This window comes from Hymenobacter negativus (assembly GCF_017571495.1).
Taxonomy (GTDB): Bacteria; Bacteroidota; Bacteroidia; order Cytophagales; family Hymenobacteraceae; genus Hymenobacter; species Hymenobacter negativus.
Map to the genome: position 1 here is coordinate 503,443 of NZ_JAGETZ010000004.1, position 26,593 is coordinate 530,035.

At 60.6% G+C, this 26,593-nt stretch carries 22 protein-coding genes; 13 read left to right on the top strand and 9 right to left on the bottom strand.

Annotation, left to right across the window (positions count from 1 at the left end; translation table 11 throughout):
- Positions 1 to 368 precede the first annotated feature (368 nt).
- Both J4E00_RS11920 and J4E00_RS11925 read left to right on the top strand, forming a co-directional pair.
- On the top strand, positions 369 to 1,700 hold the full coding sequence (locus J4E00_RS11920) for a glycoside hydrolase family 28 protein (RefSeq protein WP_208175370.1): 1,332 nt from the start codon (positions 369 to 371) through the stop codon (positions 1,698 to 1,700).
- 193 nt (positions 1,701 to 1,893) lie between these two features.
- On the top strand, positions 1,894 to 2,313 hold the full coding sequence (locus J4E00_RS11925) for a secondary thiamine-phosphate synthase enzyme YjbQ (protein ID WP_208175371.1): 420 nt from the start codon (positions 1,894 to 1,896) through the stop codon (positions 2,311 to 2,313).
- Between the two features lie 96 nt (positions 2,314 to 2,409).
- On the opposite strand, the gene J4E00_RS11930 is transcribed toward J4E00_RS11925, so the two are convergent.
- The 5 genes from J4E00_RS11930 to J4E00_RS11950 all read right to left on the bottom strand — a co-directional run bounded on the left by J4E00_RS11930 (position 2,410) and on the right by J4E00_RS11950 (position 6,696).
- Entirely contained in the window at positions 2,410 to 3,261 is an 852-nt protein-coding gene (locus tag J4E00_RS11930; protein ID WP_208175372.1) for an SDR family NAD(P)-dependent oxidoreductase, read from the bottom strand.
- A 30-nt stretch (positions 3,262 to 3,291) separates the two neighbouring features.
- On the bottom strand, positions 3,292 to 3,579 hold the full coding sequence (locus J4E00_RS11935; protein ID WP_236049717.1) for an Atu4866 domain-containing protein: 288 nt from the start codon (positions 3,577 to 3,579) through the stop codon (positions 3,292 to 3,294).
- Between the two features lie 111 nt (positions 3,580 to 3,690).
- The gene (locus J4E00_RS11940) at positions 3,691 to 4,530 is read right to left on the bottom strand and encodes an SDR family NAD(P)-dependent oxidoreductase (RefSeq protein WP_208175373.1); all 840 of its coding nucleotides are present in this window, start codon (positions 4,528 to 4,530) and stop codon (positions 3,691 to 3,693) included.
- A gap of 82 nt (positions 4,531 to 4,612) precedes the next feature.
- Positions 4,613 to 5,515 carry a helix-turn-helix domain-containing protein gene (locus J4E00_RS11945; RefSeq protein ID WP_208175374.1) on the bottom strand — a complete coding sequence of 301 codons (903 nt, stop codon included), beginning with the start codon at positions 5,513 to 5,515 and terminating at the stop codon, positions 4,613 to 4,615.
- 14 nt (positions 5,516 to 5,529) lie between these two features.
- Positions 5,530 to 6,696 (bottom strand): acyltransferase family protein, encoded by a 1,167-nt coding sequence (locus tag J4E00_RS11950; protein ID WP_208175375.1) that lies wholly within the window; start codon positions 6,694 to 6,696, stop codon positions 5,530 to 5,532.
- Between the two features lie 432 nt (positions 6,697 to 7,128).
- Here J4E00_RS11950 and J4E00_RS11955 point away from each other — a divergent pair, with 432 nt between their 5' ends.
- The 5 genes from J4E00_RS11955 (at position 7,129) to J4E00_RS11980 (ending at position 15,081) form a co-directional block, all read left to right on the top strand.
- Positions 7,129 to 11,370, top strand: coding sequence for an FG-GAP-like repeat-containing protein (locus J4E00_RS11955; protein ID WP_208175376.1), 4,242 nt, complete (start codon positions 7,129 to 7,131; stop codon positions 11,368 to 11,370).
- 217 nt (positions 11,371 to 11,587) lie between these two features.
- Positions 11,588 to 12,226, top strand: coding sequence for a zinc ribbon domain-containing protein (locus J4E00_RS11960; RefSeq protein WP_208175377.1), 639 nt, complete (start codon positions 11,588 to 11,590; stop codon positions 12,224 to 12,226).
- A gap of 290 nt (positions 12,227 to 12,516) precedes the next feature.
- A complete protein-coding gene (locus tag J4E00_RS11965; RefSeq protein ID WP_208175378.1) occupies positions 12,517 to 13,089 on the top strand; it encodes a hypothetical protein in 573 nt (190 codons plus the stop codon).
- Positions 13,090 to 13,141: 52 nt separating this feature from the next.
- Positions 13,142 to 14,356 carry a phage tail protein gene (locus J4E00_RS30005; RefSeq protein WP_317196613.1) on the top strand — a complete coding sequence of 405 codons (1,215 nt, stop codon included), beginning with the start codon at positions 13,142 to 13,144 and terminating at the stop codon, positions 14,354 to 14,356.
- Positions 14,357 to 14,358: 2 nt separating this feature from the next.
- Positions 14,359 to 15,081, top strand: coding sequence for a phage tail protein (locus J4E00_RS11980; protein WP_317196614.1), 723 nt, complete (start codon positions 14,359 to 14,361; stop codon positions 15,079 to 15,081).
- 96 nt (positions 15,082 to 15,177) lie between these two features.
- Here J4E00_RS11980 and J4E00_RS11985 read toward each other — a convergent pair whose 3' ends face one another.
- Positions 15,178 to 16,479: a hypothetical protein gene (locus J4E00_RS11985; protein WP_208175379.1), complete on the bottom strand. Its 1,302-nt coding sequence runs from the start codon at positions 16,477 to 16,479 to the stop codon at positions 15,178 to 15,180.
- Between the two features lie 141 nt (positions 16,480 to 16,620).
- Between J4E00_RS11985 and J4E00_RS11990 the strand changes: the two genes are divergently transcribed.
- From J4E00_RS11990 to J4E00_RS12000, 3 genes are all read left to right on the top strand, one after another.
- Positions 16,621 to 16,983 carry a glyoxalase superfamily protein gene (locus J4E00_RS11990; protein WP_208175380.1) on the top strand — a complete coding sequence of 121 codons (363 nt, stop codon included), beginning with the start codon at positions 16,621 to 16,623 and terminating at the stop codon, positions 16,981 to 16,983.
- A gap of 65 nt (positions 16,984 to 17,048) precedes the next feature.
- Positions 17,049 to 19,610, top strand: coding sequence for a PAS domain-containing protein (locus J4E00_RS11995; protein ID WP_208175381.1), 2,562 nt, complete (start codon positions 17,049 to 17,051; stop codon positions 19,608 to 19,610).
- Between the two features lie 33 nt (positions 19,611 to 19,643).
- The gene (locus J4E00_RS12000) at positions 19,644 to 20,117 is read left to right on the top strand and encodes a response regulator (protein ID WP_208175382.1); all 474 of its coding nucleotides are present in this window, start codon (positions 19,644 to 19,646) and stop codon (positions 20,115 to 20,117) included.
- On the opposite strand, the gene J4E00_RS12005 is transcribed toward J4E00_RS12000, so the two are convergent.
- Positions 20,083 to 22,317 carry a TonB-dependent receptor domain-containing protein gene (locus J4E00_RS12005; RefSeq protein WP_208175383.1) on the bottom strand — a complete coding sequence of 745 codons (2,235 nt, stop codon included), beginning with the start codon at positions 22,315 to 22,317 and terminating at the stop codon, positions 20,083 to 20,085. The genes J4E00_RS12000 and J4E00_RS12005 overlap by 35 nt on opposite strands.
- Before the next feature lie 212 nt (positions 22,318 to 22,529).
- Positions 22,530 to 23,774: a serpin family protein gene (locus tag J4E00_RS12010; protein ID WP_208175384.1), complete on the bottom strand. Its 1,245-nt coding sequence runs from the start codon at positions 23,772 to 23,774 to the stop codon at positions 22,530 to 22,532.
- Positions 23,775 to 23,875: 101 nt separating this feature from the next.
- Between J4E00_RS12010 and J4E00_RS29835 the strand changes: the two genes are divergently transcribed.
- Complete coding sequence (locus J4E00_RS29835) at positions 23,876 to 24,004, top strand: hypothetical protein (RefSeq protein WP_262898404.1); 129 nt, start codon at positions 23,876 to 23,878, stop codon at positions 24,002 to 24,004.
- A gap of 346 nt (positions 24,005 to 24,350) precedes the next feature.
- On the opposite strand, the gene J4E00_RS12015 is transcribed toward J4E00_RS29835, so the two are convergent.
- Positions 24,351 to 25,343, bottom strand: coding sequence for a GlxA family transcriptional regulator (locus J4E00_RS12015; RefSeq protein WP_208175385.1), 993 nt, complete (start codon positions 25,341 to 25,343; stop codon positions 24,351 to 24,353).
- A gap of 259 nt (positions 25,344 to 25,602) precedes the next feature.
- Here J4E00_RS12015 and J4E00_RS12020 point away from each other — a divergent pair, with 259 nt between their 5' ends.
- Complete coding sequence (locus tag J4E00_RS12020; RefSeq protein ID WP_208175386.1) at positions 25,603 to 26,025, top strand: DoxX family protein; 423 nt, start codon at positions 25,603 to 25,605, stop codon at positions 26,023 to 26,025.
- Between the two features lie 140 nt (positions 26,026 to 26,165).
- Positions 26,166 to 26,588, top strand: coding sequence for a VOC family protein (locus J4E00_RS12025; protein ID WP_208175387.1), 423 nt, complete (start codon positions 26,166 to 26,168; stop codon positions 26,586 to 26,588).
- Positions 26,589 to 26,593: the final 5 nt, after the last annotated feature.

Here is a 26,593-nt window from a genome sequence, read left to right on the forward strand (position 1 = left end):
TACCTGGCGGCCAGTAAGCACACCAAAGCATCAGAATCCCCGGCCGAGGCAAAGCCGGGCAGCAGCCCCGCACAGGGCTGCCGGGCGCTAAGAAACGAATAGTTATCTGCCGATATACAGAAACTGCGCCGCTCGCCGACGCTGCTTGTGCGGACTGCTGCTTTGCGGCTGGGCGGTCCCGGTCCGACAGCAGCGCCGTCCGACCGGTTGAAGGGTGCACCGTTTGCTCGGCCGCAACGGCACCGTGCCACGACAACCGGACCGGCTGCCGCCGTTACGCTAATTATAACGGGCACATCAGGTAACTACAGAACAGTGCTCCTCGTTGGCAAACGCTTCTTTGCACCATTCACCATTTTTCCCGCCCCATGAAGATTGTATTTGCGCTGCTAACTGTTTGGCTGACCGCTTTCTCGCAGCTATTTCACGTTGCGGCTCCTGCTAAGAAAGCACCCCAACCCAAGGAATACGTCATCACCGCATTCGGGGCGGGCACCGATAGCACCAAGCTCAATACGCAGGCAATTCAGAAAACCATCGACCAGGCGGCGACGGCTGGCGGGGGCACGGTGGTGATTCCCAAAGGTGTTTTCCTGAGTGGGGCGCTGTTTTTCAAGCCCAAAACCCACCTGCGGCTGCAAGCCGGCGCCAAGCTCAAAGGTTCCGATAATATTGCTGACTACCCCCTGATTCCGTCGCGGATGGAGGGCCAGAAGCTCGATTACTATGCCGCGCTCGTCAATGCGACCAAGGTGAATGGCTTCACCATAACCGGCCCCGGCACCATCGACGGCAACGGGCTGCAGTTCTGGAAAGGATTCTGGGCGCACCGGGATTCGATGCAGAAAGCGCACAAGCCCTCTACCAACCTGGAGGTGCACCGGCCCCGGCTGCTCTTCATCTGGGGCTGCGATAAAGTGACCATCAAGAACGTGAAGCTGCACAACTCGGGCTTCTGGACCACCCACTTGTACCAGTGCACCAACGTGCTGATGGAAGGCTGCGACATCCGCTCGCCCTTCCGCCCGGTGAAGGCTCCCAGCACCGATGGCGTCGACATCGACGTGTGCAGCAAAGTAACCATCCGAAACTGCTACGTCTCCGTCAACGATGACGGCATCTGCATGAAGGGCGGCAAAGGCCCCACGGCCCAGAAGCTACCCGAAAATGGCCCGATTGAAGACGTGTTGGTGGAAAACTGCACCTTCGGCGAAGTGCACGCCGCCATGACCTGCGGCAGCGAGTGCATCCACGCCAACCGCATCACGATGCGCAACTGCAAGATGGACAACGACCGGCCGGTTCTCCTCTTCAAAATGCGCCCGGACACCTACCAAGTGTACGAAAATATCACCGTCGAAAACATCACCGGCAAGTGCGGCACCATCGTCACGCTCTCGCCCTGGATGCAGTTTTTCAACATGGCGGGCAGCACCGAAAAGCCCTTCGGCACCATCCGCAACATTCGCATTTCCAACGTAAAAGTGCAGTGCCGCGAGTTCGCCGTGCTCGATGGCAACCCAACCGACAAAGTCAGTGATATTGTCTTTACCAACGTCGAAGCCACGTCGCCCAAAGCCACTTTCACCAACAAGTACCCCAGCGTAAAATTTAACAACGTCACCCTCAACGGCACCCCTGTGAAGCCGACCGAAGCCGTGCAAGGCGGCGCGGCGGCCAAACCCCTGCTGCCTGACTAGCCCACCAGAGCGCCCGGCCACAAAAAAGCCCCACCAGTAGCTGGTGGGGCTTTTTTGTGGCTCATAAGTATCGCTCGCAACATTGTAGGCTACGCACGTCATGCAGTAATAACCGTAGCACTAAGCCCCATCATGCCTCAAGACCTGTAGCACCCATCCCGCGTATGCCGGGCATATCTCACACCTTCCGCCAATGGTTTTCCAGAAACAGCTCCGTCTGCCGGCCATGCGCCGTGGCTTCCACCTCATCACCGACCTTGTGCTGCACGAGCTGCCTGAGCTTCAGCAGGTGCGGGCGGGGATGCTGCACGTTTTCATTCAGCACACGTCGGCTAGCTTGTGCCTCAATGAGAATGCGGACCCCACGGTGCGCCACGATTTTGAGCAGTTTTTCAACCGCACGGCCCCCGAGAACGCGCCCTACTTCCGGCACAACTCAGAAGGCCCCGACGACATGCCCGCCCACCTCAAAGCCGCCCTGCTGGGCAGCAGCGTGAGCATTCCCGTGGCCAACGGCCGGCTGGCGCTGGGCACCTGGCAGGGCATCTACTTGGGCGAGCACCGCGACCATGGCGGCCGTCGTTCGCTGGTGCTCACGCTCATGGGCGAGTAGTCAATCAGCTACTTAGAGCCGTTTCGGCCTCCATGTACCGGCTGGGCAGTAGCGCGAACTGAGAGTTCGCGCTACTTGCCACTAGGGCCTGCGTTGCTACGCGCCGAAATCGGTAGCCGTAGCTTGGGCCTGCCACTGCTGCATGTCATGCCGCACAGCCGTCATTTTCTGGTCGGCCATTTGGTAGGCGTCGGCCCCGAGGAAGAGAGAGATGGGTGGCTGCTCGGCCTCGCTCACTTCGATGAGCAGGGCCACGGCCTTGGCTGGGTCGCCGGGCTGCTGGCCGTTGATTTGCTGCTGATGCACCAGCTGCGACTCGCGTACTTCCTGGTAGGCCTCGATGGGCGTTTGGGGGGTGCCCACCGAGCCGGCCGACAGGAATTCGGTGCGGAAATACCCCGGATACACCACCGTGGCTTTGATGCCGAAGCGCGCCACCTCTGCCGCATATGACTCAGTGAGCCCCGCCACTGCAAACTTGGTGGCGCAGTAGATGCCCCAACCGGGGAAATTGCCCGTGAAACCGCCTACGGAGGAGATGTTGAACACTACGCCCGCTTGCTGAGCGCGCAGCTGCGGCGTGGCCTGCCGTAGCACATTCAGCAGCCCGAATACGTTGATGTCGAAGTTTTGCCGCGCCTCCGCATCCGACAGCTCTTCGAGGCTGCCGATGAGGCCGTAGCCTGCGTTATTTACCACCACGTCGATGCGGCCAAACGCGGCCACGGTAGCCTGAACGGCTTCGCCCACGCTGGCTTCATCGGCCAGGTTCATAGGCAAGGGCAGGAAGTTTTCGGGAGCGGTGCCCACGGCGCGGCGCAGGTCGTCGGCGTTGCGCGAGGTGGCGGCCACGTTGTAGCCTTGTTGCAGCAATTGCTGCACCAGCAGCAGGCCGAGCCCTTTAGAGGCCCCGGTTACAAACCATGTTTTCTTGGTTGAAGGAGTCATTGGAAAGCAGTTTTGATTGCAGTTGAGGGATTATTTTGAGGTTTCGCGGTAGAAGATGTAGCCGCCGTGGTAGAGCACATCGTCACGGAATTCACCGTCGGCGGTGAAGCCCGTATCATCCACGTAGTCGATGTGGTGGCCACTGATGGTGTAGCGGCCGGTGTAGGCGCTTTTGGTGGTGCCGCGGGCTTCGTCGTAGCGGCCACCCGGCAGCAATTCCTGGCGGATGTGGCCGTCCCTGGTTACCCACATCCCGAGGTAAGGATGGTTATTGACAGCCGCCGTATCTGGCATTTTCGCTGTTTTTTCAGTTGTCATAAAGTGAGGGTTAGAGCGGTTTTGGATTCGGTGGGTAGTAGCGCGAACTTTCAGTTCGCGTCCCGGCAGCGGCCTCCTGGTTCGTTCCGTGACGCGAACTGAAAGTTCGCGCTACTCTGCAAAGCCGATGCTGGTGGACAATGCTTTCCAGGCTTCAAACTCCTGGTTAATTGCGCTTAGCTTGGCATGGGCGCGGGTATAGGCATCGGACCCGAGCAGCAGGTGCAGTGGCGGATTTTCTGCTTCCGCGAGGCGAATGATGGCGGCAGCGGCTTTGGCCGGGTCGCCGGCCTGGGCGCCGTTCATGGTGAGGTAGCGGGCGTGGGAGGCGCGCACGGCCTCGTAGGCGGCAATGGGCTGCCGGGGCATGACCAGCGACTCGGGCGTGAGGAAATTGGTGCGGAGCGCACCGGGCTCAACTACTGTTACTTTCAACCCGAAATCGGCTACATCCTGCGCCAGCACTTCCGAAAAGGCGTTCATTGCCGCCTTGGTAGCCGCGTAGATGGCCCAGCCTGTAGCCTCGGCAATGCCCGCAATGGACGAAATGTTGATGACGTGGCCGTGGCCTTGCGCCCGCAGCTGCGGCAGTGCTTTTCGAATGACGTTTAACGCGCCAAATACGTTGGTTTCGAAGCTGTGACGGGTTTCGGCATCGGTCATTTCCTCGATGCTGCCACCCATGCCATAACCCGCGTTGTTCACCACCACGTCGATGCGGCCGAAGCGGGCAATAGTCGTTTCGATGGCCTGTGCCACGCTGGCTTCGCTGGGCAGGTCCACGGCCAGCGGCAGGAAGAAATCGGTGGGCTCTGAAATGGCTTTGGTGAGGCCGGAAAGCTGGCGCGAAGTGGCCGCTACGCGGTGCCCGCCGGCCAGCAGCCGGGTGGCCAGGGCAAGGCCCAGGCCCTGTGAGGCCCCGGTGATAAACCAGGTTTTGGGGGTATCCATAAAGCGTGCTGTTAGTACAGCACAAAGGTTGGGCTAGCTGCGGCCGGCCCGTTTGCCCCATTCAAACCAATGCTTACGAAAATCAAACAACCCGCGCCGCCGTGGGCGTGCGGCCGGTGTGCTTCTTAAAAAAGTTGTTGAAATGCGCGGGTTCCTCAAACCCCAGGCTGTAGCCGATGAGGCCCACCGGCCAATCAGTGTGCTTGAGCAGGGCCTGGGCCTCCTGCACCAGGCGCTCGGCCAGCAGCTGGGTAGTGGTTTTACCGGTCACTTCCTTCAGGGCGCGGTTGAGGTGGTTGGTGTGCACGGCCAGCTGGGTAGCGAAGGCCTGGGCCGTGCGCAGCGGCACTTGCTGGCCTGGCACCTCAATGGGAAACTGCCGGGCCAGCAGCTCGGTAAAGAGCGAGGCAATACGCGTCGATGCCGTGCTTTCGCGGTAAAGCGTGGTGGCTGGCTGCAGCTTCTGGGCGCTGTGAATGAGCTCCAGCACGTAGGCGCGCAGCAGGTCGTACTTGAAGGCGTAGTCCGAATCCAGCTCATCGAACATCTTCTGGTAGAGCTGGCGCACGTTGGCCTGCTGGGTTTCATTCAGCAGGTAGATGGCTTGGCCATCGGGCTGGAACACCGGAAAATCGGGGAGCCGGATGCTGGTGTGCTGCTGGAGAAAGTGCTCGGTGAAGATGCAGAAGAAGCCGCTCTGCTTTTCATCAAAGGGCTCCCAGTGGTAGGGCACCTGCGGGTTGGAAAAGAACAGGGCATTGCCCTCCACGCCCACGCTTTTGTCGGCGTAGTGGTAGGTGCTCTGGCCCACCACGAAGGTAATTTTGTAGAAGTCCTTGCGGCTATAGGGCAGGCATTTCGCGGCCGGCCCCACAAAGTCATCAAGCCGGAACACGTTGAAATGGCCGATGTCCTGGCGCAGGTTATCGGGCAGCCAGTTGACCTTGACGCGGTAAAAGTCTTCGAGGGTGTGAGTAGCAGCCATGGCCCGAAGTTACGTTAATCAAACGTACCAGTTGCCGCTATTTCCATTTGCTTGATGCGGGGCCGTCGTTTCAGCAGGCGGCTCCGCAGCCGGAGCATTGGCTGTTCAAGCAGGTTGTTCATCACCAGCGCCCCGGCCAATACCGCTCCGGTGCACAGCAGCAGCATGGCATTACCATCGGGAGCCAAGCCGTGGGCCGAAAAGAACTCCTGCGTCAGGTGAATAACGCCTTTGTGGGTGAGGTAGACCGCAAAAGAAAGGGCTGCCAGCCGGGCCGTCACGCGGGATTCTACCTTGTGCAGGACGCTTGTTGGGCTAATGGCACCGGCCACCAGCAGGCCGTAGCCCAGCGCCACCAGCGGAAACCCAAAGATGGATGCCCCAAACGCCTGCGCATCGAAACACAGCCAATATGCCCCGGCCAGCACCGCTCCGCCCAGCAGCAACAGTCCATTCCCGTACCGGCCCAGCTGGGCCGCCGCCTGCGGCCGAAAGTGGAACAGCGCCGCAATGCCAATGCCCATCAGCAGCCCATCGAGCCGATTGTAGGTTGGGTAGTAGATGTATTGATACCATTCGAGCCAGGAATGGTCGGTAGCCAGACTGGGCACCACGCCCCTGTACCAGCTCAATAGCCGCGCTACGAAGCCAGCCCCAATCAGTGCAGGCAGTAGCACCACCGCCCATTTGCCCACGCGGAAGCGCAGCAGCACGAGTAGCAGCAGCGGCAGCAGCAGGTAAAACTGCTCCTCCACGCACAGCGACCAAGCGTGCGAAAATGTGCCGGCGTGCATCAAATCCAGCCCGAAGTTCTGCGTGAAGGTCAGGAATTTCCACAGCGGCGGCAGGGCCTCCCGCTCCCGAAAGGCCGGCACGAGGAAGTATACCGCCACCACCGCCAGGTAGGCTGGCAGGATGCGCAGCGTCCGCTTAATAAAGTATGTTCTCAGGGAGATGGTGCCGCGGCGGGCTATTTCAGCTAGCAGTTGCGCCGATATCAGGTAGCCGCTCAGCACGAAAAACAAGTCCACGCCAGTCCAGCCGAAGCGGCCGAATTCCATCAGCCACTCCGGGTGCGGAAAAATGCGGTAGTGGAACAGGAAAACCAGGCTGATGGCCAGGGCGCGGAGGTGGTCGAGGCCAGGCAGTCGGCCTGCCGCCGGCGTAGTGAGTGCAGACATAGTAAATGCGGACGTTGCGCAGCCGCCTTGGGCCAGGCACCGGGCCGACGAATCTACGCCTTAGAGGGACTTTGCATTCATCGCATTGTAGCGAGGACTACACAATCCGCGCTACTGCATGCGACCTGTGCACCCACTCCGAAACTGCTTTAGCCAGCGCCAAACGCTTTTTTCGCGCCGCCGGCACGAATACACTGTTCGGCTTACTTCCTAAATAGTTTCTCCATTTCCAGTTTGCAGCAAGGGCACCGCGCAGCTTGCTAATTACTGCCCACGACAAGACATAGAATTAATATATGTCGTCTAATACTTTTATTATTCATCTTCTATATATAACCCTTGCAATCACAGTTTTTGCTCTGATTCTTTTTGTTTTGCATAGTCGTCAGACTACCTACCTGCTTCTTGCCAGTCATACTTTTCAACTTTTCTATGAAACAATTAGACGCATATTCTTACTGCAGCCAGCGCCTGGTGCTGCTCCTGGGCCTGGGGTTAGCCAGTGGGGCCGCCCGGGCGCAGTTTGCACCGGTGGTGAGCTACCCCAGCAGCAGCCCCAGTTATGTAGCCCTGCGAGACGTTAACGCCGATGGACGCTTGGACATTATTTCGACCAGGATTTCAACATCTGACCTCAACGTGTTGCTAGGCCAGGCCGGTGGCACCTTTGGCAGCAGCGCCAACTACCCCGCCCAGGCCAATGGCAGCGCCTTTGGCTTGGACATGGGCGACCTGAACGGTGATGGCCGCCCCGATGCAGTAGTGGTCAACACCTCCGCCGCCAATGGTACCCAAAACCTGAGCGTACTATTGGGCCAGGCCGGTGGCGCCTTTAGCACGGCCACCAACTTCCCAACCAATATCAGTGCCTCTACAAGCAGCTATAACGTAGCGCTGGGCGACCTGAATGGGGATGGCTACCTCGATGCCGTAACGACATCGGCCAATAGCCTTCCGATAGGTGTATTTCTGGGTGCGGGCAACGGCACGCTGGGCACACCTACCTATTACGCCAGCGGCAATTCCAATAACACATATGGGGTGGACCTGGGCGACGTTAACGGAGACGGCCGTCTCGATGCGGTTATTACCAACTTCAATTCGGGCGCTGGCAACATAGTATCGGTGCTGCTGGGCGCGGGTAACGGTACGCTGGGCGCGCCTACGTTTTATACCGTGGGCACGGCCCCCGCGGGCCTCAAGCTGCACGACCTGAACGGCGACGGACGCCTCGACATTACGGTGGCCAACTACGGCAGCAATACCGTGGGGGTGCTCCTGGGCCAGGCCACCGGCACCTTTGGCCCGATGACTACCTATAGCACCGGGGACAACGGGCCGCGCGAAGTGGATATTGCGGACTTTAATGGCGACGGCCGCCCCGACATTGTGGTAAGCAACCTGGGGCCGCTTTCCTCTGGCCCATTCGGCTCGACAGTGGGCGTGCTGCTGAACCAGGGGAGCGCTACATTTGGCACGGCCACCACGTATTCGACCGGCGCTGGTACGCAACCCTGGGGCGTGGCTGCTGGCGACGTGGACAACGACGGCAAGCCCGACATTGTGGTGGCCAACCGCGCCGGCGGCACCATCAGCGTATTGCTGAATACCGCTGTTTTTGCACCAACTACCACCGGTGCCAGCCGCTGCGGCACGGGGGCCGTGACGCTAGCGGCCAGCGGTGCGCCAGTGGGCGGTTCGTACCGCTGGTATGCCCAGGCCACGGGCGGCACAGCCATCGGCGGAGCAACCGGGAGCAGCTACACTACGCCCACGCTCTACGGCAGCACCACCTACTACGTGAGCATCGTGAACGCCAACAATATGGAAAGCGCCACGCGCACGGCCGTCACGGCCACCATTTATTACGTGGCTCCGCCGTCCATTGTAGCAAGTGGCCCTACAACCTTCCCGGCCGGCGGCTCGGTGGCCCTGACGGCACGCGCCAACCTGGCCCTGAGCTTTACGGGGGCAAACAGCGCGAGCAGTCAGCGCGTGACGACCAATCTGAACGCTGCCCCCCCTGCGCTGCCCAACAGCACTTGGGAAGCCTGGGTGTATCCTACGCGCACCAACTATACGGTGCGGCAAACGGTGTTTTCCGTTGATGATGGTGGCTTCGACCGCAGCCTTGTTATTGAAGCGGGGACCAGCAACTGGGGCATTTTCACCGGCACCAGCGTGTGGGAAGCTGCCCCAGTCGACCTGAACCAGTGGCAGCACGTAGCGGTGGTGTACAGCAGCACAGGCATCCGATTTTATAAAAACGGTGTGGAGTATGCATATGGCGGCGGGGCCAATCTGGGCTCTACCAACGCACGCTTCGCTATTGGTGCCAACCCCAGTTTTCCGAGCGAGTCGTGGCAGGGGCAGATTGACGAGGTGCGCGTGTGGAACACGGCGCGTAATCAAAGCCAGATTCAGGCAATTATAAACGATGCTCCGGCTGGCAACACAGCCGGGCTGGTCGGTTTCTGGCGCTTCAACGAAGGCAGCGGCACTACGGCCACCGACGAAACCGGCACCAACAACGGCACCCTTGCCAATGGCCCAACTTACGTAACGCCCGGCCAGAGCAGCATTGTGGCCTCCACGTACGCCTGGAGCCCGGCCGCTGGCCTGAGCGCCACCAACACGGCCACCGTTACGGCCGCGCCCGGCAGTACCCAAACCTACACCGTAAGCGTGAGCAACGGCGGCACCTGCAGCAGCTCGGCCCCGCAAACAGTGAGCGTATTGCCGCGGCCCGACCTGACGGTGAGTACTGTGCAAAACATCCCGGCCGGCTACTACAACAACATCACCGTGACTGGTACCGGCGTGGGCACCCTCACCGGCGCTGTGGATGTGGCCGGTGCTTTCGTGGTGCAGGCCAATGGCTCACTCAATACCAACTGCCAGGCGCTGACCGGCGCCGGCTCGTTTACCCTGGCGGCCGGGGCCACGCTCAGCATTTGCAACGCGGCTGGCATTGCCGCCACGGGTACTACCGGCGCGGTGCAGGTAGCAGGCCCCCGCAGCTTCAGCGCCGATGCCAGCTACGTGTACAACGGCACTACGGCGCAGGCCACGGGCACCGGCCTACCTGGCCAGGTTCGCAACCTGACTTCGGCCAATAACAGCCTCGTGACGTTGTCCCAGGCGCTAGCCATCCGGCAGGTGCTGGCTCTGAACACGGGCAACCTGAGCACCAACAACCAGACCCTGACGCTGCTTTCTGATGCTACGGGCACGGCCCTGATTGCCAATCTGGGCGCGGGAGCCGTCGTGGGCAACGTGACGGTGCAACGCTACATCGACCCGACCCTGAACCCGGGCCTGGGCTACCGCCACCTATCGGCCCCGGTGGCCGGCGCCACTGTGGCGGCCTTTGGCTCGGGTGGTGCCGCGCTAGTGACCACCCCGGCTTACAATACGTCGCCTACTCCCAACCTGATTACGCCTTTCCCGACCATCTTCGCCTACGACCAGGCGCGTTTGGCGTCGTCGCCGTCCACTACATCGTCGGTGTTCGATAAAGGCTGGTATTCGCCGGCGGCGCTCAGCAGCCCGGCCGCCCTGGGCAGCACTGGCTTCACGGTGCAGCTGCCGGGCGCGCAGACGCTGAGCTTTGTCGGGCAGGTGGGCAATGGCAGCGGCACCCTGCCAATGAGCCGCGCCACCGGGGCCACGGCCGCCGATGCAGGCTGGAACTTCATCGGTAACCCCTACCCTTCTCCGTTGGATTTCAGCACCATTCCCCTTGCTAATCAATTCAACCTTGACGCAGCTTTCTACACTTACGAAAGCACTGCACAGTATGCCGGGCAGTACCGCAGTTTTGTTAATGGGTTTGGCAACCCGCTCATTGGCACGGCGCAGGCTTTCTTTATGCGAGTGAGCAGCGGCCAGACCGCCGGCACGCTCACGCTCAGCAACGCCAACCGCGTTACCAGCTACGGCCAGCAGGCCCCCGTGCGCCGGGGCGCCGACCCTCGCCCCGTGCTACACCTGACAGTGCAGGGCAGCGGTAGCATCGCCGATGAAACCTATGTGTATTTCGAGACCGGTGCTACCGCCGGCGTCGACGGACGGTACGATGCCGTGAAACTGTCCAATCCCCATGGGCTGAACCTGGCCTCGCAGGCTCCTGACCTCGACCTCGCCATCAACGGCCTGCCGGAGCTGACGGCTCCCCGCGTGGTGCCCCTGACGCTGTATGTGCCACAAGCCGGTAGCTACACCCTGCATGTGGCCGAAATCCTGAATCTGGTGGGTGCCCAGGTTTACCTCTACGATGCCCAAACCAACCAAACCATCGACCTGCAACAGGTTAGCAGCTACACCTTCAGCACTGGCACGGCTACCAGCCTGCCCAGCCGTTTCGAGTTGCGTTTTGGCCCGGCCCGCCCCCTGGCTACGCAATCGGCCCTGACGGCGGGTGCCATCGAGCTTTATCCCAATCCGGCCCGCCAAAGTGTCACTGTACAACTGCCGGCCGTGGGCGGCGTGAGCCAGGTTCAGTTGAGCTTGTACAACAGCCTTGGGCAGCGGGTGCGCGAGCAGGCCCAGCCCCTGAGCAGCACCGGCCTCAAAGCCCAACTGCCGGTGGCTGACCTGGCTCCCGGCGTGTACATGCTGCGCGTGCAAGCCGGCACGGCCACGCTCACCAGGCGCATCGTGGTGGCCCACTAGCTATTGGCCCCTGATGGCTCCATTCGCATTGCCGCGTTGCTCAGCTTGGGCAGCGCGGCAATATTTTTTTGCGGCGTTGCGGTCGTTGATAATACGCTGTTGGCCAAGGGACCGTAATGCTGAGCCATTTCCTACGATTCAGACGCTAAAGCTGCGTAGATACGCTGCTGCGCCTACTTTTGCCTCACCACCTTCCCGAACCTTGCCCATGAGCTCCATGATTCAATTTGTTGCCAACTACGACGACCTTTCCACAGACAAGGGCTTCCAGTTTAAGTTTCACTGCGACAAATGCCGCAACGGCTATATGTCGCGGTTTCAGCCCAACGCCATCGGCATTGCCGGGAGCTTTATTCAGGCGGCCAGCAGCTTGTTTGGCGGCCTGGGCGGGGCCGAAAGTGCGGCTTACCACATCCAGCGTGCGGTAGGCGGCAAGGCCCACGACGAGGCCCTGGAAAAAGCAGTAGCCGAGGGCAAGCAGCAGTTCAAGCAATGTACCCGCTGCGGCCATTGGGTGTGTCCCGATGCCTGCTGGAACCATAGCGCTGGCCTTTGCGAAGACTGCGCTCCCGACGAGCAAGAGGAACTCCGCGCCCAGCAGTCGCAGGCTGCCAAAGAGCAGATTTATACCAAAACCCGCGCTCAGGACTATACTCAAAACCTCGATTTCCTGAACCGCGGCGCCCTCTTGCAGTGCCCCAACTGCCAGGCCAAGCTCACCGCCGACCAGAAATTCTGCGCCAGCTGCGGCACGCCCAACCCCGCCGCCAAAGTTCAGGAGCGCCACTGCACCAGCTGCGGCGACAAGCTGAAACCCGAGCAAAAATTCTGCGCTAACTGCGGCGCGAAGAACTAGCCGGCTCGGCCAGTAGCTTCGCTGCAATCAAGCCCCGTCAGCTACTGACGGGGCTTTTTGCGCTCTGGCCAAGCCATTCATTACTGGCCTGCACAGTAACCAGCATCAAAGCGTTCTTGGTCAGCTTAAGTTCACCGCATACCCCGGCAGCCAGCGTTAATTTCTACTGCTACAAACTCATCAGTTATTCATATTGAATAGTTGAATAAATCAGTAATTTTGTCGGCACTGATTTGCGGGTTATCTATTAACCTGCACTCTGTTTCTGCTTTAACTAACCTTCGCAATACATGCATCACTTTTTTACTCAATTGTGGCTGGGCCACCGCATCAGTTTGTTGGCCGGGGCCCTGCTGCTGGCCGGCTCCGCACAGGCCCAAAACCAGAACGTGGGCATCGGAACCACTACGCCGGCGGCCACGGCCCAGTTGGAAGTAGCTTCCACCACCAAGGGCTTTCTGCCCCCGCGCCTGACCAAGGCCCAGCGCGACGCCATTGTTTCGCCCGCTTCGGGCCTGCTCATCACCCAAACCGACAACACGCCCGGCTTGTACCAGTACATTACGGGCCAGGGCTGGGTGAGCGTAGGCACGCTAAACTCGGAAAGCATGGCCACACTGGCCGCGCCTACCACAGCTGTGAACCTGACGCCCGCCGCCACCACCATCGTGTACACCACCAACAGCAGCAGCACTATCGGCTCGGTCACGCTGCAGCCCGGCACGGAAGGCCAGCGCCTGGTCATTATTAACAACGACACCGAGTACCTGCCGGTGATATCGACCAGTGGCACGGGCAACATCCTGCCCCGGTACGGCGCCCGCTACATCTACACCAACGGCGCCTGGCGCCGCGAGTCGTAGCCAGCGGCCACAGCCGGGCAGGTCTTTTTCGTTGCTGATTTCCTCATTTTTTATGGCAAATTTATTTTCTGCCGCGTCATCGGGCGCGGCCTCGTCGCGGCGCTCCTGGCTGCGACGAGCCTTAAGCGGGCTGCTGCCTGGAGCCACCGAGGCTGCGCCACAAGCTCCCGCACTGGTGTCGATGCGGCCCAGCGCAGGTTCGCCTTACGTAGGTGAAATTGCCTTGTTCGCGGGCAATTTTGCACCGGCCGGCTGGGCCTTCTGCGATGGCAGCTACCTGTCTATTTCCGAAAACGATGTCCTATTTCAGCTCATTGGCACCACCTATGGCGGCGATGGGGAGACAACCTTTCGCTTACCTGACCTGCGGGGCCGGGCCCCGATGGGCACGGGCCAGGGGCCCGGCATCTCGCAGAGCTACATCATTGGCCAAACTGGCGGCGTGGAAAGCGTCACGCTCAACTTGCAGCAAATCCCGGTGCACAATCACACGCCAGGCGCTACCCGGTCGCCGGGCACCACGGCTTCGCCTGTCAATGCTTTCCCGGCCGACAATGGAGCCGGCGCGGCTCAGTACACCACCAGCGCCACCGGCCTCACGCAGCAGCCCGTGCAAATCCTGGGGGTTTTCGGGGGCAGCCAGCCACACGAAAACATGCAGCCCTATCTGGTCATCAACTACATTATCTCGCTGTATGGGCTATTCCCTTCGCAGTCGAGTGGTGGAAACAACTCCCCATTCTTAGGGGAAATAATGCCAATTTCCTTCAATTTTGCGCCAGGTGGCTACGCCTTGTGCCGGGGCCAGGTGCTGCCTATTAACCAAAATCAGGCGCTGTTTGCGCTGCTGGGCACCAGTTATGGTGGCAACGGGCAGACCACCTTTGCCCTACCGGACCTGCGGGGCCGCATACCGATTCAGGACGGCGGCTTCAACTACGTGCTGGGTCAGCGGGCGGGCACCGAATTCCACACGTTGAACACCAGCGAAATGGTGCCGCACACCCACGGGCTTAAGGCCAGCGCAGGCCTGGGCACCACGCCTCTCTCCGGAAGCACGGGTCCGGCGGTGGATAATTACCTGGCCGACAGCGGCGGCGGCTCGGCCCAGTACGGCTACGACGTAAACACCAGCCTGGCCAGCACCACGGGCCCCAACGTGAACGTGACGAACAGCCTCGGCGGCGGCCAGGCCCACGAAAACCGGCAACCTTATCTGTGCATCGAATTTGCCATTGCCCTACAAGGCGTTTTCCCTTCTCAATAGCCATGTCAACCTCTTCCTCTGAACCGCTCGGCGCTCCCACGCCGCCTACCCTGCCGCAACCGGCCCGGCGCAGCCTGCTCAAGCGCCTGAGTGCCGTGGTGGCCGGCAGCTTTCTGGCCAGCCCAATGCAGGCCCTGTTTGGCCGCCGGCTACTGGCCAAAGCAGCCGCGCCGGCACGGATTGCTTCCCCAGCCGGCGTCAGCAGCAGTGCGGGCAGCCCTTTTGTGGGTGAAATCATCATGGCCGCTTTCAATTTCGCCCCACACGGCTACGTTCGCTGCGACGGACAGCTGCTGCCCCTCAGCCAGAACACCGCCCTGTTTGCGCTACTGGGCACCACCTACGGCGGCAACGGGCAGAGTAATTTTGCCCTGCCCAACCTAAATGGCCGCGTGCCCCTGGGGGCTGGGCAGGGCCCGGGGCTCTCTTATTACGACCTGGGCCAAACCGGTGGCAGCGACGCCGTGACACTCCTGCCCACCGAAATGCCCGCCCACAGCCACACGATGGCGCTTAGCTACAGCCAGAGCCTGGGCAATACCGCCTCGCCCGAGAATGCCTACCTGGCCAGCAACGGCGCGGGCCGGCCGCAGTACGCGGCCACCAGCACGGCGTACATGGCCTCAGGTGCTACCGGCTCGGCGCAGCCGCACAACAACATGCAGCCCTACCAGGTCCTGGCCTACTACATTGCGGTGCAGGGGATTTTCCCACCACGCTCCTAATCTGCGCAGCCCGTCTGGTTGCGCTACTACAGCCCCGTTAGTGTTTGCTGGCGGGGCTGTGGCCTTCTAAGGCTAGACATGGCAGCACTTCCCAGGTTACGGCTGCGGCTGGTGCAGCGCCTGGGTTTTGACGTAGCTGTCGAAGGGCAGCTCCTTATTCAACCAGCCGGGCAACACCTTGCTGGCAATCAGCAGCTTTATTACTTCAAAGCGATGAATACCGCAGGTCATTTTCGAGTACAGGGCCAGCAGCGGGGCGGCGCACTCCGGCGTTTTGTTGGCTTCGTAGATGCTGGTGCAGCTGATGGCCAGCCACTCGATACCGCTCTCACTGTGGGTGCGCTCCACCAGCGCGGTAAGCAGCGTAGCGTCGCCTTTCTGGTAGTTGCTGGTCAGGATTTCGGCATAAAGCCCCGGCTGGCTTGAGCGCTGCATTCGCTCCAGGGCAAAAGCCCGAATTTCCGGAGCCTGCAAAAGCTTCAGCGCATCGAGGGCGTAGCTGATAAGCCGCTGATTCTGGCGGTTGGGCTTCTGGCGGGCCTGCGCCAGAATCGGCCCGAAGGGCAGCGGGAATGGAAACAGGGTGAACACCTTATACAGGCTTTCCCGCACGCGGGGGTCCTGTTCCGTCAGCAGCTGCTCCGCTAGCTGCTGGATTTCGTGAGGCGCCAACCCACGCTTGCGTAGCCGCTGGCTGCTGATATAGCGGCCAGGCATGCGCAGGATGTTTGCAAGGTCAGCATCCGGTACTTCAGGCGGGCGTTGCGCCAGATACTCGGTCCGGCTGGCCATGGTAGCCTCCACGTTGTGCAGGTAGCGGCGCGCGTCCTCATCCTCAGTGGCCAGTTGGCGCAGCTCGGCCCACGCATTCATAGCCGGATACCGCTCCTGAAATGAGTCGATGTAGGTTTCGTCTTCCCAGCCATCGGCGTAGCGCGCCAGCTTACGGCCTACTTTGCGGGCGATGTATTGAAAGCCTTCCAGGCCATCGAGCGCAATGATTTCATCAGCGCCCGCCCAGTCGGAACCGCTGATGGGCCGCACTAGAAACCGCCGGCAGATTGCCCGCCGTGCCTGGGTATGGCCTTCCTGCGCAAACTTTAGCGCGAGGGCAAAAAGCTGCGTCAGCGTCCAGGTATCGTCCTGCTCGGTGGCCAGGGCCTTGAGCACGGCCCGCCGAATTCGGGCCTGCTGCCGCGACAGGTAGTAAAGGCCGTAAACGTATGCTGCCCGGTCGGATTCCGCTTGTCCATCGTAGGCAAAATTCCGCCTTGCGACTTCAATAATGGCATCTGAAAAGTCAGCGTGGGGGTAGGCTTGCGCCAGCAGGTAGGGCCGCCCGGTACCGAGCCGGCAGGATTGGCGGAAATCTGTTTTGAGGCTTCTGGCAGTGCGCATCTGGAAAGAGCAAGTACGTGCAGACAAAGAACGTCGTGCAACGCATTCTTTGCTGCTTTGCCAATCCCCGGCTGGCCTTCTACCGCAGCCAAGCCGTAGCTTAACCGTTCAAAACAACCATCCACAAGCAACGCCCGCCGCATGGCTACCGTCAAGCCCATTCTCCGCATTTTCGACTACGTCAAAGCCCTGGAATTTTATAAGGATTGGCTGGGCTTCCGCATCGACTGGGAGCACCGGCCGGAAGGCAGCCCGGCCTACCTGCAAATCACGCTCGGTGATATCAGCCTGCACCTCTCGGAGCACCACGGCGACTGCTCGCCGGGCGCCCGTGTTTTTATTGATGACTTCCGGGCGCTGGCGCCTTTTCATCAACAGCTGCTGGATAAGAACTACCCTTACAACAAGCCCGGCCTGCACGCACCTTTCTACGACCCTACTGCGCAGGAGATGACTGTTATTGACCCATTTGGCAACCGCCTTACGTTTGTAGAGCGAGGATAGGTCCCAACTTCTGCGGCGGTAACCAGTAATTTAGCAACGCTTCTCCCGCCCACAGTAGCCCCTCCATGCCCGATTTGACCCCATCAGCGCTACCAGCCGACCTGCCTGCTTCTCAGGAGCTGCTAGAAGTTGTGCTCAATATATCCCAAACGGGCATCATGGTGCTGCGCCCGGTATATGACGCCAGTGGAACTACCATTGTCGACATGGCCGTGGTGTACCTCAACCCTGCTGCCCAGCAGATGCTGCAACTGCCCCAGCGCCCCGCGGAATCGTTCCTGACGCTCTATCCGACGGCGAAGACAGCGGGCGTGTTTGGGTTTTACCGCGATGCCTTTCTGTCAGGCAAGGTGGAGCGCCGCCAGAACAATTACCAGCAAGACGGCCTGGATAGCTACTATTTTCTGGTGGCTCAGCGCCAGGGCGAGGTGCTGGTAGTGAGCTTCGACGACGCCAATGACCAGTCCCGTACCGACATAGTGGAAGAGCTGCGCGCCAGCCAGTCCCGCGAGCTGGCGGCCCGCGCCGAGGCCGAGACCGAGCGCAACCTGTTCCAGGCCGTGCTCACGCAGTCGCCGGTGGCCATCTGCCTGTTTCAGGGCGACGACTGTGTGGTGACCACCGCCAACGACTTGGTCTGCGAGCTGTGGGGCCATCCACCGGCCGAGGTGCTGGGCCGGCCGCTGCTGGACGGCGTACCCGAACTGCGCAACCAGGGCTTTGTTGAGCTCCTGCGGGAAGTAGCACGCACACAGGTCCCGTTTGTGGGTACTGAGGTACCGGCCAATTTGCTACGTAACGGCCGGCTGGAAACGACATACTACGACTTCGTCTACAAGCCTTTATACGGGCCTGACGGCGAAGTGCTGGGCGTCATCGATATTGCGGTTGAGGTAACCGAGCAGGTGCGCGCCCGCCAGCAGGTGCAGGAACTGAACGAAGAGCTGGCCGCCATCAACGAGGAGCTGCGGGCCAGCAACGATGAGTTTCTGCAAACCAACACGGCATTGGCCGAATCGCAACAGACCCTTTCTACCCTTAATCAGGAGCTGGAAAGCCGTGTGGCCGAACGCACCCAGGCGGTGTCCCGGCAGCAGCAACTGCTTCAGCAGATTTTGAGCCAGGTGCCGGCTTCCATTGCCACGCTGAGCGGGCCCGAGCACCGCTACTCATTTTTCAACGAGCCTTACCAACGGCTTTCGGGCAACCGCACCGCCCTCGGCCTCACGGTGGCCGAAGTGTTTCCGGAAGTGATAGCACAGGGGTTTATTGGCCTGCTTGACGAAGTATATGCCACTGGCAAACCGTTTGTAGGCCGGGAAATGCCCATTGCCTTATTGGACCCTACTACTGGCAAGCCCGAAACGATTTACGTAGATTTCACCTATCAGCCGCTGCTCGACGACCAGGGGAAGACGACGGGCATTCTGGCGTTTATCCTGGATTCGACCGATAAGGTGCGGGCCCGCGACGCCGTGGAGGCCAACGCCCAACGCCTGCGCTTGCTCACCGATGCCCTGCCCGTGCTCATCGGCTACCTCGACCAGGAGCGGCGCTACCAGTTTGTCAATCATGCCTACCGAAACTGGTTCAATTTCGACCCGGCCGCGCTACTGGGCCGCACGGTGCGCGACGTAGTGGGCGAGCAGGCCTACAACAACACCAAAAGCTATATGGACCGCGCCCTGGGCGGCGAACGGCTGTCGTTTGAGGCCCGAATGCCCTACCGCGAAGACTTCGTGAAGCACATCAAAACCGACTACATCCCCGATGTGCAAAACGGCGAGGTGAAGGGATTCTACAGCCTCGTGACTGATATTACGGAGCAAACGCTGGCCCGCGAGCAGGTGCAGGAGCTGAACGAAGAACTGGCCGCCATCAACGAGGAAATGCAGGTGGCCAACGAGGAGCTGCGCGACGCCAATGCCCGCCTCAACTACACCAACGTGGACCTGGACACCTTTGTGTACACGGCCTCGCACGACCTCAAGGCACCAATTGCCAACATTGAAGGCCTGCTGCTGGCCCTGCGCGAGCAGCTGCCCGGCACCGTGCGCCAAGACCCGGAAGTGGCCAAGCTACTCGGCTTCATGCACGGCTCGGTAGAACGGTTTCAGCGGACACTGGTGCACCTCACCGACATCAGCAAGCTGCAACAGGCCCACGCCGAGCCCGCCGAGCTGGTGGACCTGGCCGCCCAGGTCGAGGCTGTATCCCTCGACCTGGCCCCCATGCTGACCGCCGCACAAGGCCAGCTCACGGTCGATATTGCCGCCTGCCCCACCGTGCGCTTCTCACCCAAAAACTTGCGCAGCATTCTCTATAACCTGCTTTCGAACGCTATCAAGTACCAGGTGCCGGGCCGGCCCCCGCAGGTGCTGCTCCGGGCTTTCTGCACCAATCAGCAGGTGCACCTGGAAGTGCAGGACAACGGTCTGGGCCTGACTGAGGAACAGCAGAGCAAACTGTTTGTGATGTTTCGGCGGCTGCACACCCACGTGGAGGGCACGGGCGTAGGCCTCTACATGGTGAAGCGCATTGTAGAAAATGCCGGTGGCAATATCTGGGTCCGAAGTGAGCCCGGCGTGGGGTCCGTTTTTTCGGTGGTGCTGCCTGACTATGCGTAAACCCCAACGTTTGCTTCTGCGTATGGCTGGGCTATGCCCAAACTTACCAGCGTGCTGCTGGTCGATGACGACCCGACCAATAATTTTCTGAATGAGCGGCTTCTCAAGCGTCTTGACGTGGCCGCCCACATACTGGTAGCGGCCAATGGCCAGGAAGCCCTGACGCTGCTGCAACCAACTGCCAGTGCTTCCGCGCTGCCCGCCCTCATTCTGCTCGATATTCAGATGCCCATCATGAACGGCATCGAGTTCTTGGAAGCCTACCAGCAGCTGCCGCCAGCCCAGCGCCAGGGCACCACTGTAGTAGTGCTCACCACCTCAATGGATACCCGCGACCTAATGCGCCTCGATGCGCTACCGGCTGCCGGCCGCATCAACAAGCCCCTGACGCCGGAAAAAATACAGGCTGTGCTGGAACTGCACTTCCGGCAGCATGCGCGGGGCAACAGCACGGCACCGTCGGGTGAGCAGGCTAGCGCAGCCATTTCCAGTTCACCGACACATTGAGGACGCGGCCCTCTACCGGGGCCCACAGCTCTGGGAAATAAGGATTGGCGCGGTCGCCCAGCGCCACTGCCTCGCGGCGCGTCTGGCGGTAGTCGAACAGGTTTTCGCCGTTCAGAATGAAGGTCCAGGGGCCGGCGGTGTAGCGCACCAGCGCGGCTACCACGGGGTAGCCCGGGCGGGTAGAACCCTCGTCGAGATACTGACGTCCGGTATAGCTGGCCTCAATGCCCACGGCCAGGTGCTCGCTCAACTCCTGTGTGGCCACGGTGGCAAGCTTGTGGCGGGCCGCCAGCGGCACGTTGGGGCTGATGGCATCATAGCGCCGCCGGGCGTAGGTGTAGAGGTAGCCCAGGTAGATTTCGGTTTCGTGGTGGCGCAGGCGGACGTAGCTTTCCAGGCCCTGGCTCACGGTGGGCGCGGCGGCGTTGTACCAGTTTATCGGCAGCTCAAAGGTGCCAACGGGCACGGGGTAATCGATTATCCGTGCCTGGTTGAGCACCAGCGGGTCTTGCAGACGGGTGTAGAAGAAACCTTGGTTTAGGTTCAGGCTGAGGCCGGAGGCAAAGCGGTGCTGGTAGTTGACGTCGCCGTTCAGTCCCTGGCTGCGCTCGGCGCTGAGGTTTTGCAGCGGCTGTACCAGCGGGATTTCGCGTTCATCCAGCTCGTTCACGTACGGCACCGGCACGCGGTAGCCGAAACCGCCGTTCAGGCGCAGCGTCACATCGGGGCTGGCTTTGAAGAGCACAGCGGCGCGGGGCAGCAGGAAGTTGCCATAGGTGTTGTGGTGGTCGAGGCGCAGGCCGCCCTGCACGCTTAGAGTGGGCGTCAGCTGCCAGTCGTCCTGCACGAAGCCGCCCACGGTGGCATAGCGGTAGTCGTTGAGTAGGGGCGTCCGGCTTTCGGCGAGCAGCGGCTCAAAGTCTTCGCCCAGCACGTTGAGGCCCCCCACCAGTGTGTGGTGGCCGTAGCGGTGCAGGTAGCTCACTTCCGAATAATAGCTTAGCTGCCGAGCTGCGTAGCCCACGGTATTGGTGCTCACCGCCCGCCGAAACCAGCTGGCCGTGGCCTTCACCGTGAGGCTGCCGCCGGCCACGCTGTCCTGGGTATAAGTGAGGTCGGTGGAGTGACGCTCCGTTTTGTTCGTGACAAAGAACTTCGGCACCAGGGTGCTTGCGCCGCCCTGCACCACGGCCGCGTCGCCGCCCTGCCGGTCTTCCACGGTGCCGGTGTAGCCCAGAGCCAGCTGGCCATTTTTGGGGTAATAAAACAGGCGCGGGTGCACCGTAAAGTTGCGCAGCCGCGGCACGTCCACGAAGCCGTCGCCGTCCACATCCACGCTTTGCTGCCGGGTGCCGCCCGCAAACAGCGTGTAGCCCACGCGCTGGTTGCGCCCGCTGGCAAAGCCGTTGAGGTTGCTTTCCTTTAGTGTGGACTGGTTGGCCGTGAAGGTGAGCTGCGGGCTGCCGAGCACCGGCGTTTTGCTCACCAGGTTTACCAGGCCCGCAATGGCCCCACCGCCATACAGCGTGGAGCTGGAGCCCTTTATCAGCTCAATCTGGCGCAAGTCGAGCGGCGGAATCTGCAGGATGCCGAACGAGCCCGAGTAGCCGCCCAGCAGCGGCAGGCCGTCGCGCAGTATCTGGGAGTAGCGCCCCGGCAGGCCCTGAATGCGCAGGTCGGCGTTGCCAGTGGTGGGCGAGGTAGGTTGAATTTGGGTGCCGGCAATATCGCCGAGCAAGGAGGCAATATTGCCGGGCTTGATGCCGTTTTCTTCGGTCAGCTCCTCCTCCCCCAGTACCTCCACGCGGGTGGGCAGGTCTTCGAGGCGCGAGTTGGTACGTGTGGCCGTCACCAGCACCTCTTCCTCGATGGCCTGGGTGGCAGGAGCCAACTGAAGCGTGAGCGCCGTTCCGGCAGCGGGCGTGGCCACCAGTTGCGGCCGGTAGCCCAGGGCCTCCACGCGCAGGCGAGTGCCGGGGGCCGGGGCTGGCGTGAGCACGGCCTCACCTTTCACATCGGTAGCAGCGCCCACGCCCGTGCCCGGCACACTCACACTGCCCCCAATCACGGGGCTCTGGGTGAGCGAGTCGCGCAGCACAACGCGGAGCGACTGCGCCCGGCTGCCCAACGTCATCAGTAAGCAACACACGCTCAGCAACAAGCTGACACGCCACATCGAGAACCCAAAACGAAGACTCATCAGCCGTTTATTCTGTGAAAGCCCGCGCTGTATTTAATCAGCATGGCCCAGCGAATGTATGCCGACACCTCTGTGTTAAATCTGTAGCCACAGCGGCTGCAGTTTCCGAAGGGTCAGGCCCCGAGCTGGCCTAGCCAACACGAGTCACAGACTCACCATTACCAGCGGCTCACAGTTACGGGCTATGCGCTTACGGCCAGCGCAACCCCCACCTACGGGTTGGTAATCTGCCCGATGAACAAGATGGCGCCCGACGACTTCTCCCGGATAAGGAACAGGAACGGCCGGTTTACCTGCACCACCGGCGGCAGGGAGGTAGTGACAATGCCTACCGACGTGACGGCAGCTGCTTCGGTGCCTTCCTCGTTCACTTCCAAAAAGGTCTTGTGCTTCACCGAGCTAATGGCCAGCCCTGAGCTCCCCCCGGCCAGCATCCGGCTAAAATTGGCATTAATAAACGACGAGCCCATGCCCAGTTGCGTGAGTGACTGCCGCAGCTCTTCCTTGTATTCGAGGCGGAACTTGGGCAGGTGCAGTTCCATGCCGGTGGTATCGGCGGCAGCCAGCCAGGTTTCGAGCTGCGGGCGGGTGAGGCGGGCGGCCACGCTGGCCAGGGTGCTTTGGCCCTGGGGCACCACGAAGGTCATGCTGAACTGCTGGTTGCCGTAGGGCAGGTCGATAACCTGCTGCTGGGCATCTTGGTAGCGGCGGTAGCGGCCGGTGGTCAGGCTCATAAAATCCTTGTTTACCGGGGCTCCGGTTTCGGGATAAAACAGGCTGGGCCGGGTGTTGCGCGGGTCGAAGCGGTAGGTCCAGGTGCCTTTGAAGTAGAGGGCGTTTATCAGGTACATCACGTCATCGGCAGTAGTCATGTCCAGGATGGTTGGAATCTTGCCCCGCGTCTGAGTATTCACCCAGCTGTTTATCAGGTTGGTAGTGGCGGGCGCGCCAAAGCTCACCGGCTGCACTGTGGCTCCGAAATACTGCTGGTTGGTCTGCACAAAGGGCGTCTGGAGCTGAAACTGCTGCCCGTACCAGATGGAGTTGCCCGTGGTAAAGGTCACCTGCGGGTCGAGGCCCTGAAACAGTGAAAACAGGCTCTGAAACGACTCGTTAATTTCGGTATCCGTCTGCGGCTGGAATCCCAGCGTCTGTTTCATATCCGCTTTGGTGGTGCCATCGGCCCCATTATAGACCATGGTGAGGGCCGCCGAAATGCTGAGCGGCGAGATGCAGATGTTGGTGGCGGGGGCGTTGCCCCGCAACGCCCCAAAAGCCCGAAACGCAAAGTCGTTGGCGCTGGTCAGGGTGTTACGCTCGGCCCCGGTGAGGGGGCGCGGTAGCGTGCCTTTCTGCATATCCTCTACGGCCACTTCCTGCTTCTGGCAGGCAGTAGTGAAGCACAGAGCGCCCGCCAGCAGGGCCAGCGCAGTTGTTTTGAGTACAGGGGTCAGCATCGGGAAAGGGGCTAAAAGGTGAAAGAATGGCTGCCCGTTACGGCCGCCGATGTTGCCCTGACCGGTGGTGGCGTGCATAGGTTGCAGCAACCTTTCTGGCTATGCCTGCTGCCGTTGTCTCTCCCGATTTTGTGGCCACCTCTTACCCAGTAGCAGCCGCGGCAGGTATACCGGCTTTATTGCACGATGTCAATGACGAGTATACCTTCTACCAGGAGATAGTGATTTAGCTGTGGAAAGCCTGACCCGGATTTGAGGGGGCGGACCAAACGCAGCACCTGGTGCTATTGCATTGCCCTGAACGTCGCCATTTTGGCCTGCCGCCAGCAGAGTCGTCGCCCGGCAGCTTAGGCAACTTACTCTCACCGCAGTAGTCAGCGCTGGGGTTACGCCCTGGTTCTGCTGCTACCACATCCAGCATTTCTATAGCCAGCACCTCGACCGGCTAGAGCATGCAAGAGCTAAAGGCAGATGATGCGACGGCATAAGAATACTGTCATCCTCATCGCGAAAGACGCAATAGCTGTGATTCGGGTAACTAACGAATCCGTAAAGGCATTTTAATTACCAAGCCGCTTACGCTGCCAGCGCTGCCGTGCCTTTGCGGCTGTATTTGTCCCGATATGCCAGTGGCGACACGCCCGTAATACGCTTAAACAACGTCCGGAAGGCTTTGGTATCGGAATAGCCCACTGAGTACATCACCTCGTTCACGTTCTCGCGCGATGACTCCAGGCTCATTTTGGCCGCCTCAATCTTCACGCGCTGGATGTATTCGGCCACGGTGTTGGTGGTGGCTTTTTTGAAGCGACGCTCAAAATTGCGGCGGCTCAGGCAGGCCAGGGCCGCCAGTTCGTCGATGGAAATTTTATCGGCAAAGTGCTGCTCAATGAATTCCTGGGTCTTTTTTACGGGTTCGTCGTCGTGCCCTTTCTGGCCTTGGAAAATAACGAATGGCGACTGACTACGCCGCCCAATGTCAATCTGAAACACCTTGGCGCAGCACACGGCCATCTCGCGGCTCACGTATTTCTCCACCAGGTACAGCACCAGATTGAGGTAGGAATAAGCCCCACCACTGCTGTAGAGGCCCTGCTCGTCAGTAATCACCTGCTCGGCCACGAGGTGCACGGCCGGGTACATAGTGGCGAACTGCGGCGCGCCCAGCCAGTGCGTAGCGCACTGCCGGCCATCCATCAGGCCGGTGGCGGCCAGCAGAAACGCGCCCAGGCACAGGCTGGCTACTTCGGCCCCGGCCTCGTGCTGCCGACGTATCCAGGCAATGAGGTCTTCGTTGAGCGCCACGGCCTCCACCAGGTCGCCGTGCGGCGCGGGAATAATAACGAGGTCGGTGCGAAAGTCTTCGTCGATGGTGCGGGCAGCGTGCAGCGTGAAGATGCCCCGGTTAAAGGTCTTATGCCGGGTGAGGCCGACCAGCTCAACTTGAAAGGCCGGTGGCTGGCCCATGCCCGCCAGCAAGTCATTCACCTGGCTGAACACCTTGTGCGGCCCTTCAATACTACCGACCACCGCATCGCCAGCCGGCACTAGAATCGAGATATGCTTCATGGCTCAAATGTAGGCAGAACCCTGCCGCATTCAGCCCCCTACTTCGGCACAATTGCCCCTGTTTGCCGATATATTTTGCTAATACCTTTGCTAAACCAGTTAGGCAATCAGATTTTTAGCAATTGATTTACCTCCTGGCCGTCATGCCGCGCACTTCGAAGCACCTTCACTGCTGTGTTGAGCCGCCAAAAATCCGTTGCGCAGCAGGACGTCTCTGCAAACATAACATTCTAGCAACCAAATCAAACCCCTTTCCACTATGAAACCTCGTACTACTGCCCGCCTGTATTGGACGCTCACCATCCTCTTTTGTCTGATAATGATTGCCGACGGCGTAGCCGGCCTCCTGATGGAGAAGAACGGCCAGGAAGGTATGCGCCAGCTCGGCTACCCAATGTATGTGATGACCATTACGGGCGCAGCCAAAATCCTTGGGGCGCTGGCCCTGCTCCAGAACAAGTACCGCACCCTGAAAGAATGGGCTTTCGCGGGCTTCGTCATCGATTTCGCCGGGGCCGCGGCTTCGGTTCTGTTCGCGGGACTGGGCATGTTTGGTACCATCCCGGCCCTGGTAATGCTGCTGATAGTTTTCGGCATCTACTTTCTCTGGAAGCAGTACCTCGCCCAGCCCGCCGCTGACGCCAGCGAACCCACAGCAGCTTATGCAGCCCCGGTGGTATAGCACGCCTAGCCTCCCAAGCCCCACGGCGCGAATAAAGCAGGCGCTCCAAGCATCGTCCCCAAGAACCAGTGCCTCCCTCTCTGGAGAGAGGGCGAGGTTCCTCATTGAACATCATCTAAAATCCACTTTTCCCCAAACTCATGGTTCACTTCAGCCCCTACCTCTTCTTCATCGGCAACTGCCGCGAAGTCCTCAACTTCTACCAAAGCTGCCTCGGCGGCGAACTCAACCTGCAGCGGTTCGGCGACTCGCCCGCGGCAGCGCACATGCCGGCCGAAGCGCAGGATAAAATCATGCACGGCACCCTCACCACCACCGATTTTATCATCATGGGCGCTGATACCGGCCGCATGGGCGGGTCCTACACCGTGGGCAACAACGTGAGAATGAGCCTGCACTTCGACAACGATGCCGAACTTGAGGAAACCTTTGCCCGACTGAGCGATGGCGGTCAGGTCGTTGACGCGCTGGCCGATATGCCTTGGGGCGGGCGATTTGGCACACTCACCGACCGGTTCGGCATCAATTGGCTCTTCAATTTTCAGAAATCTACCAGCGAATAAGCCCT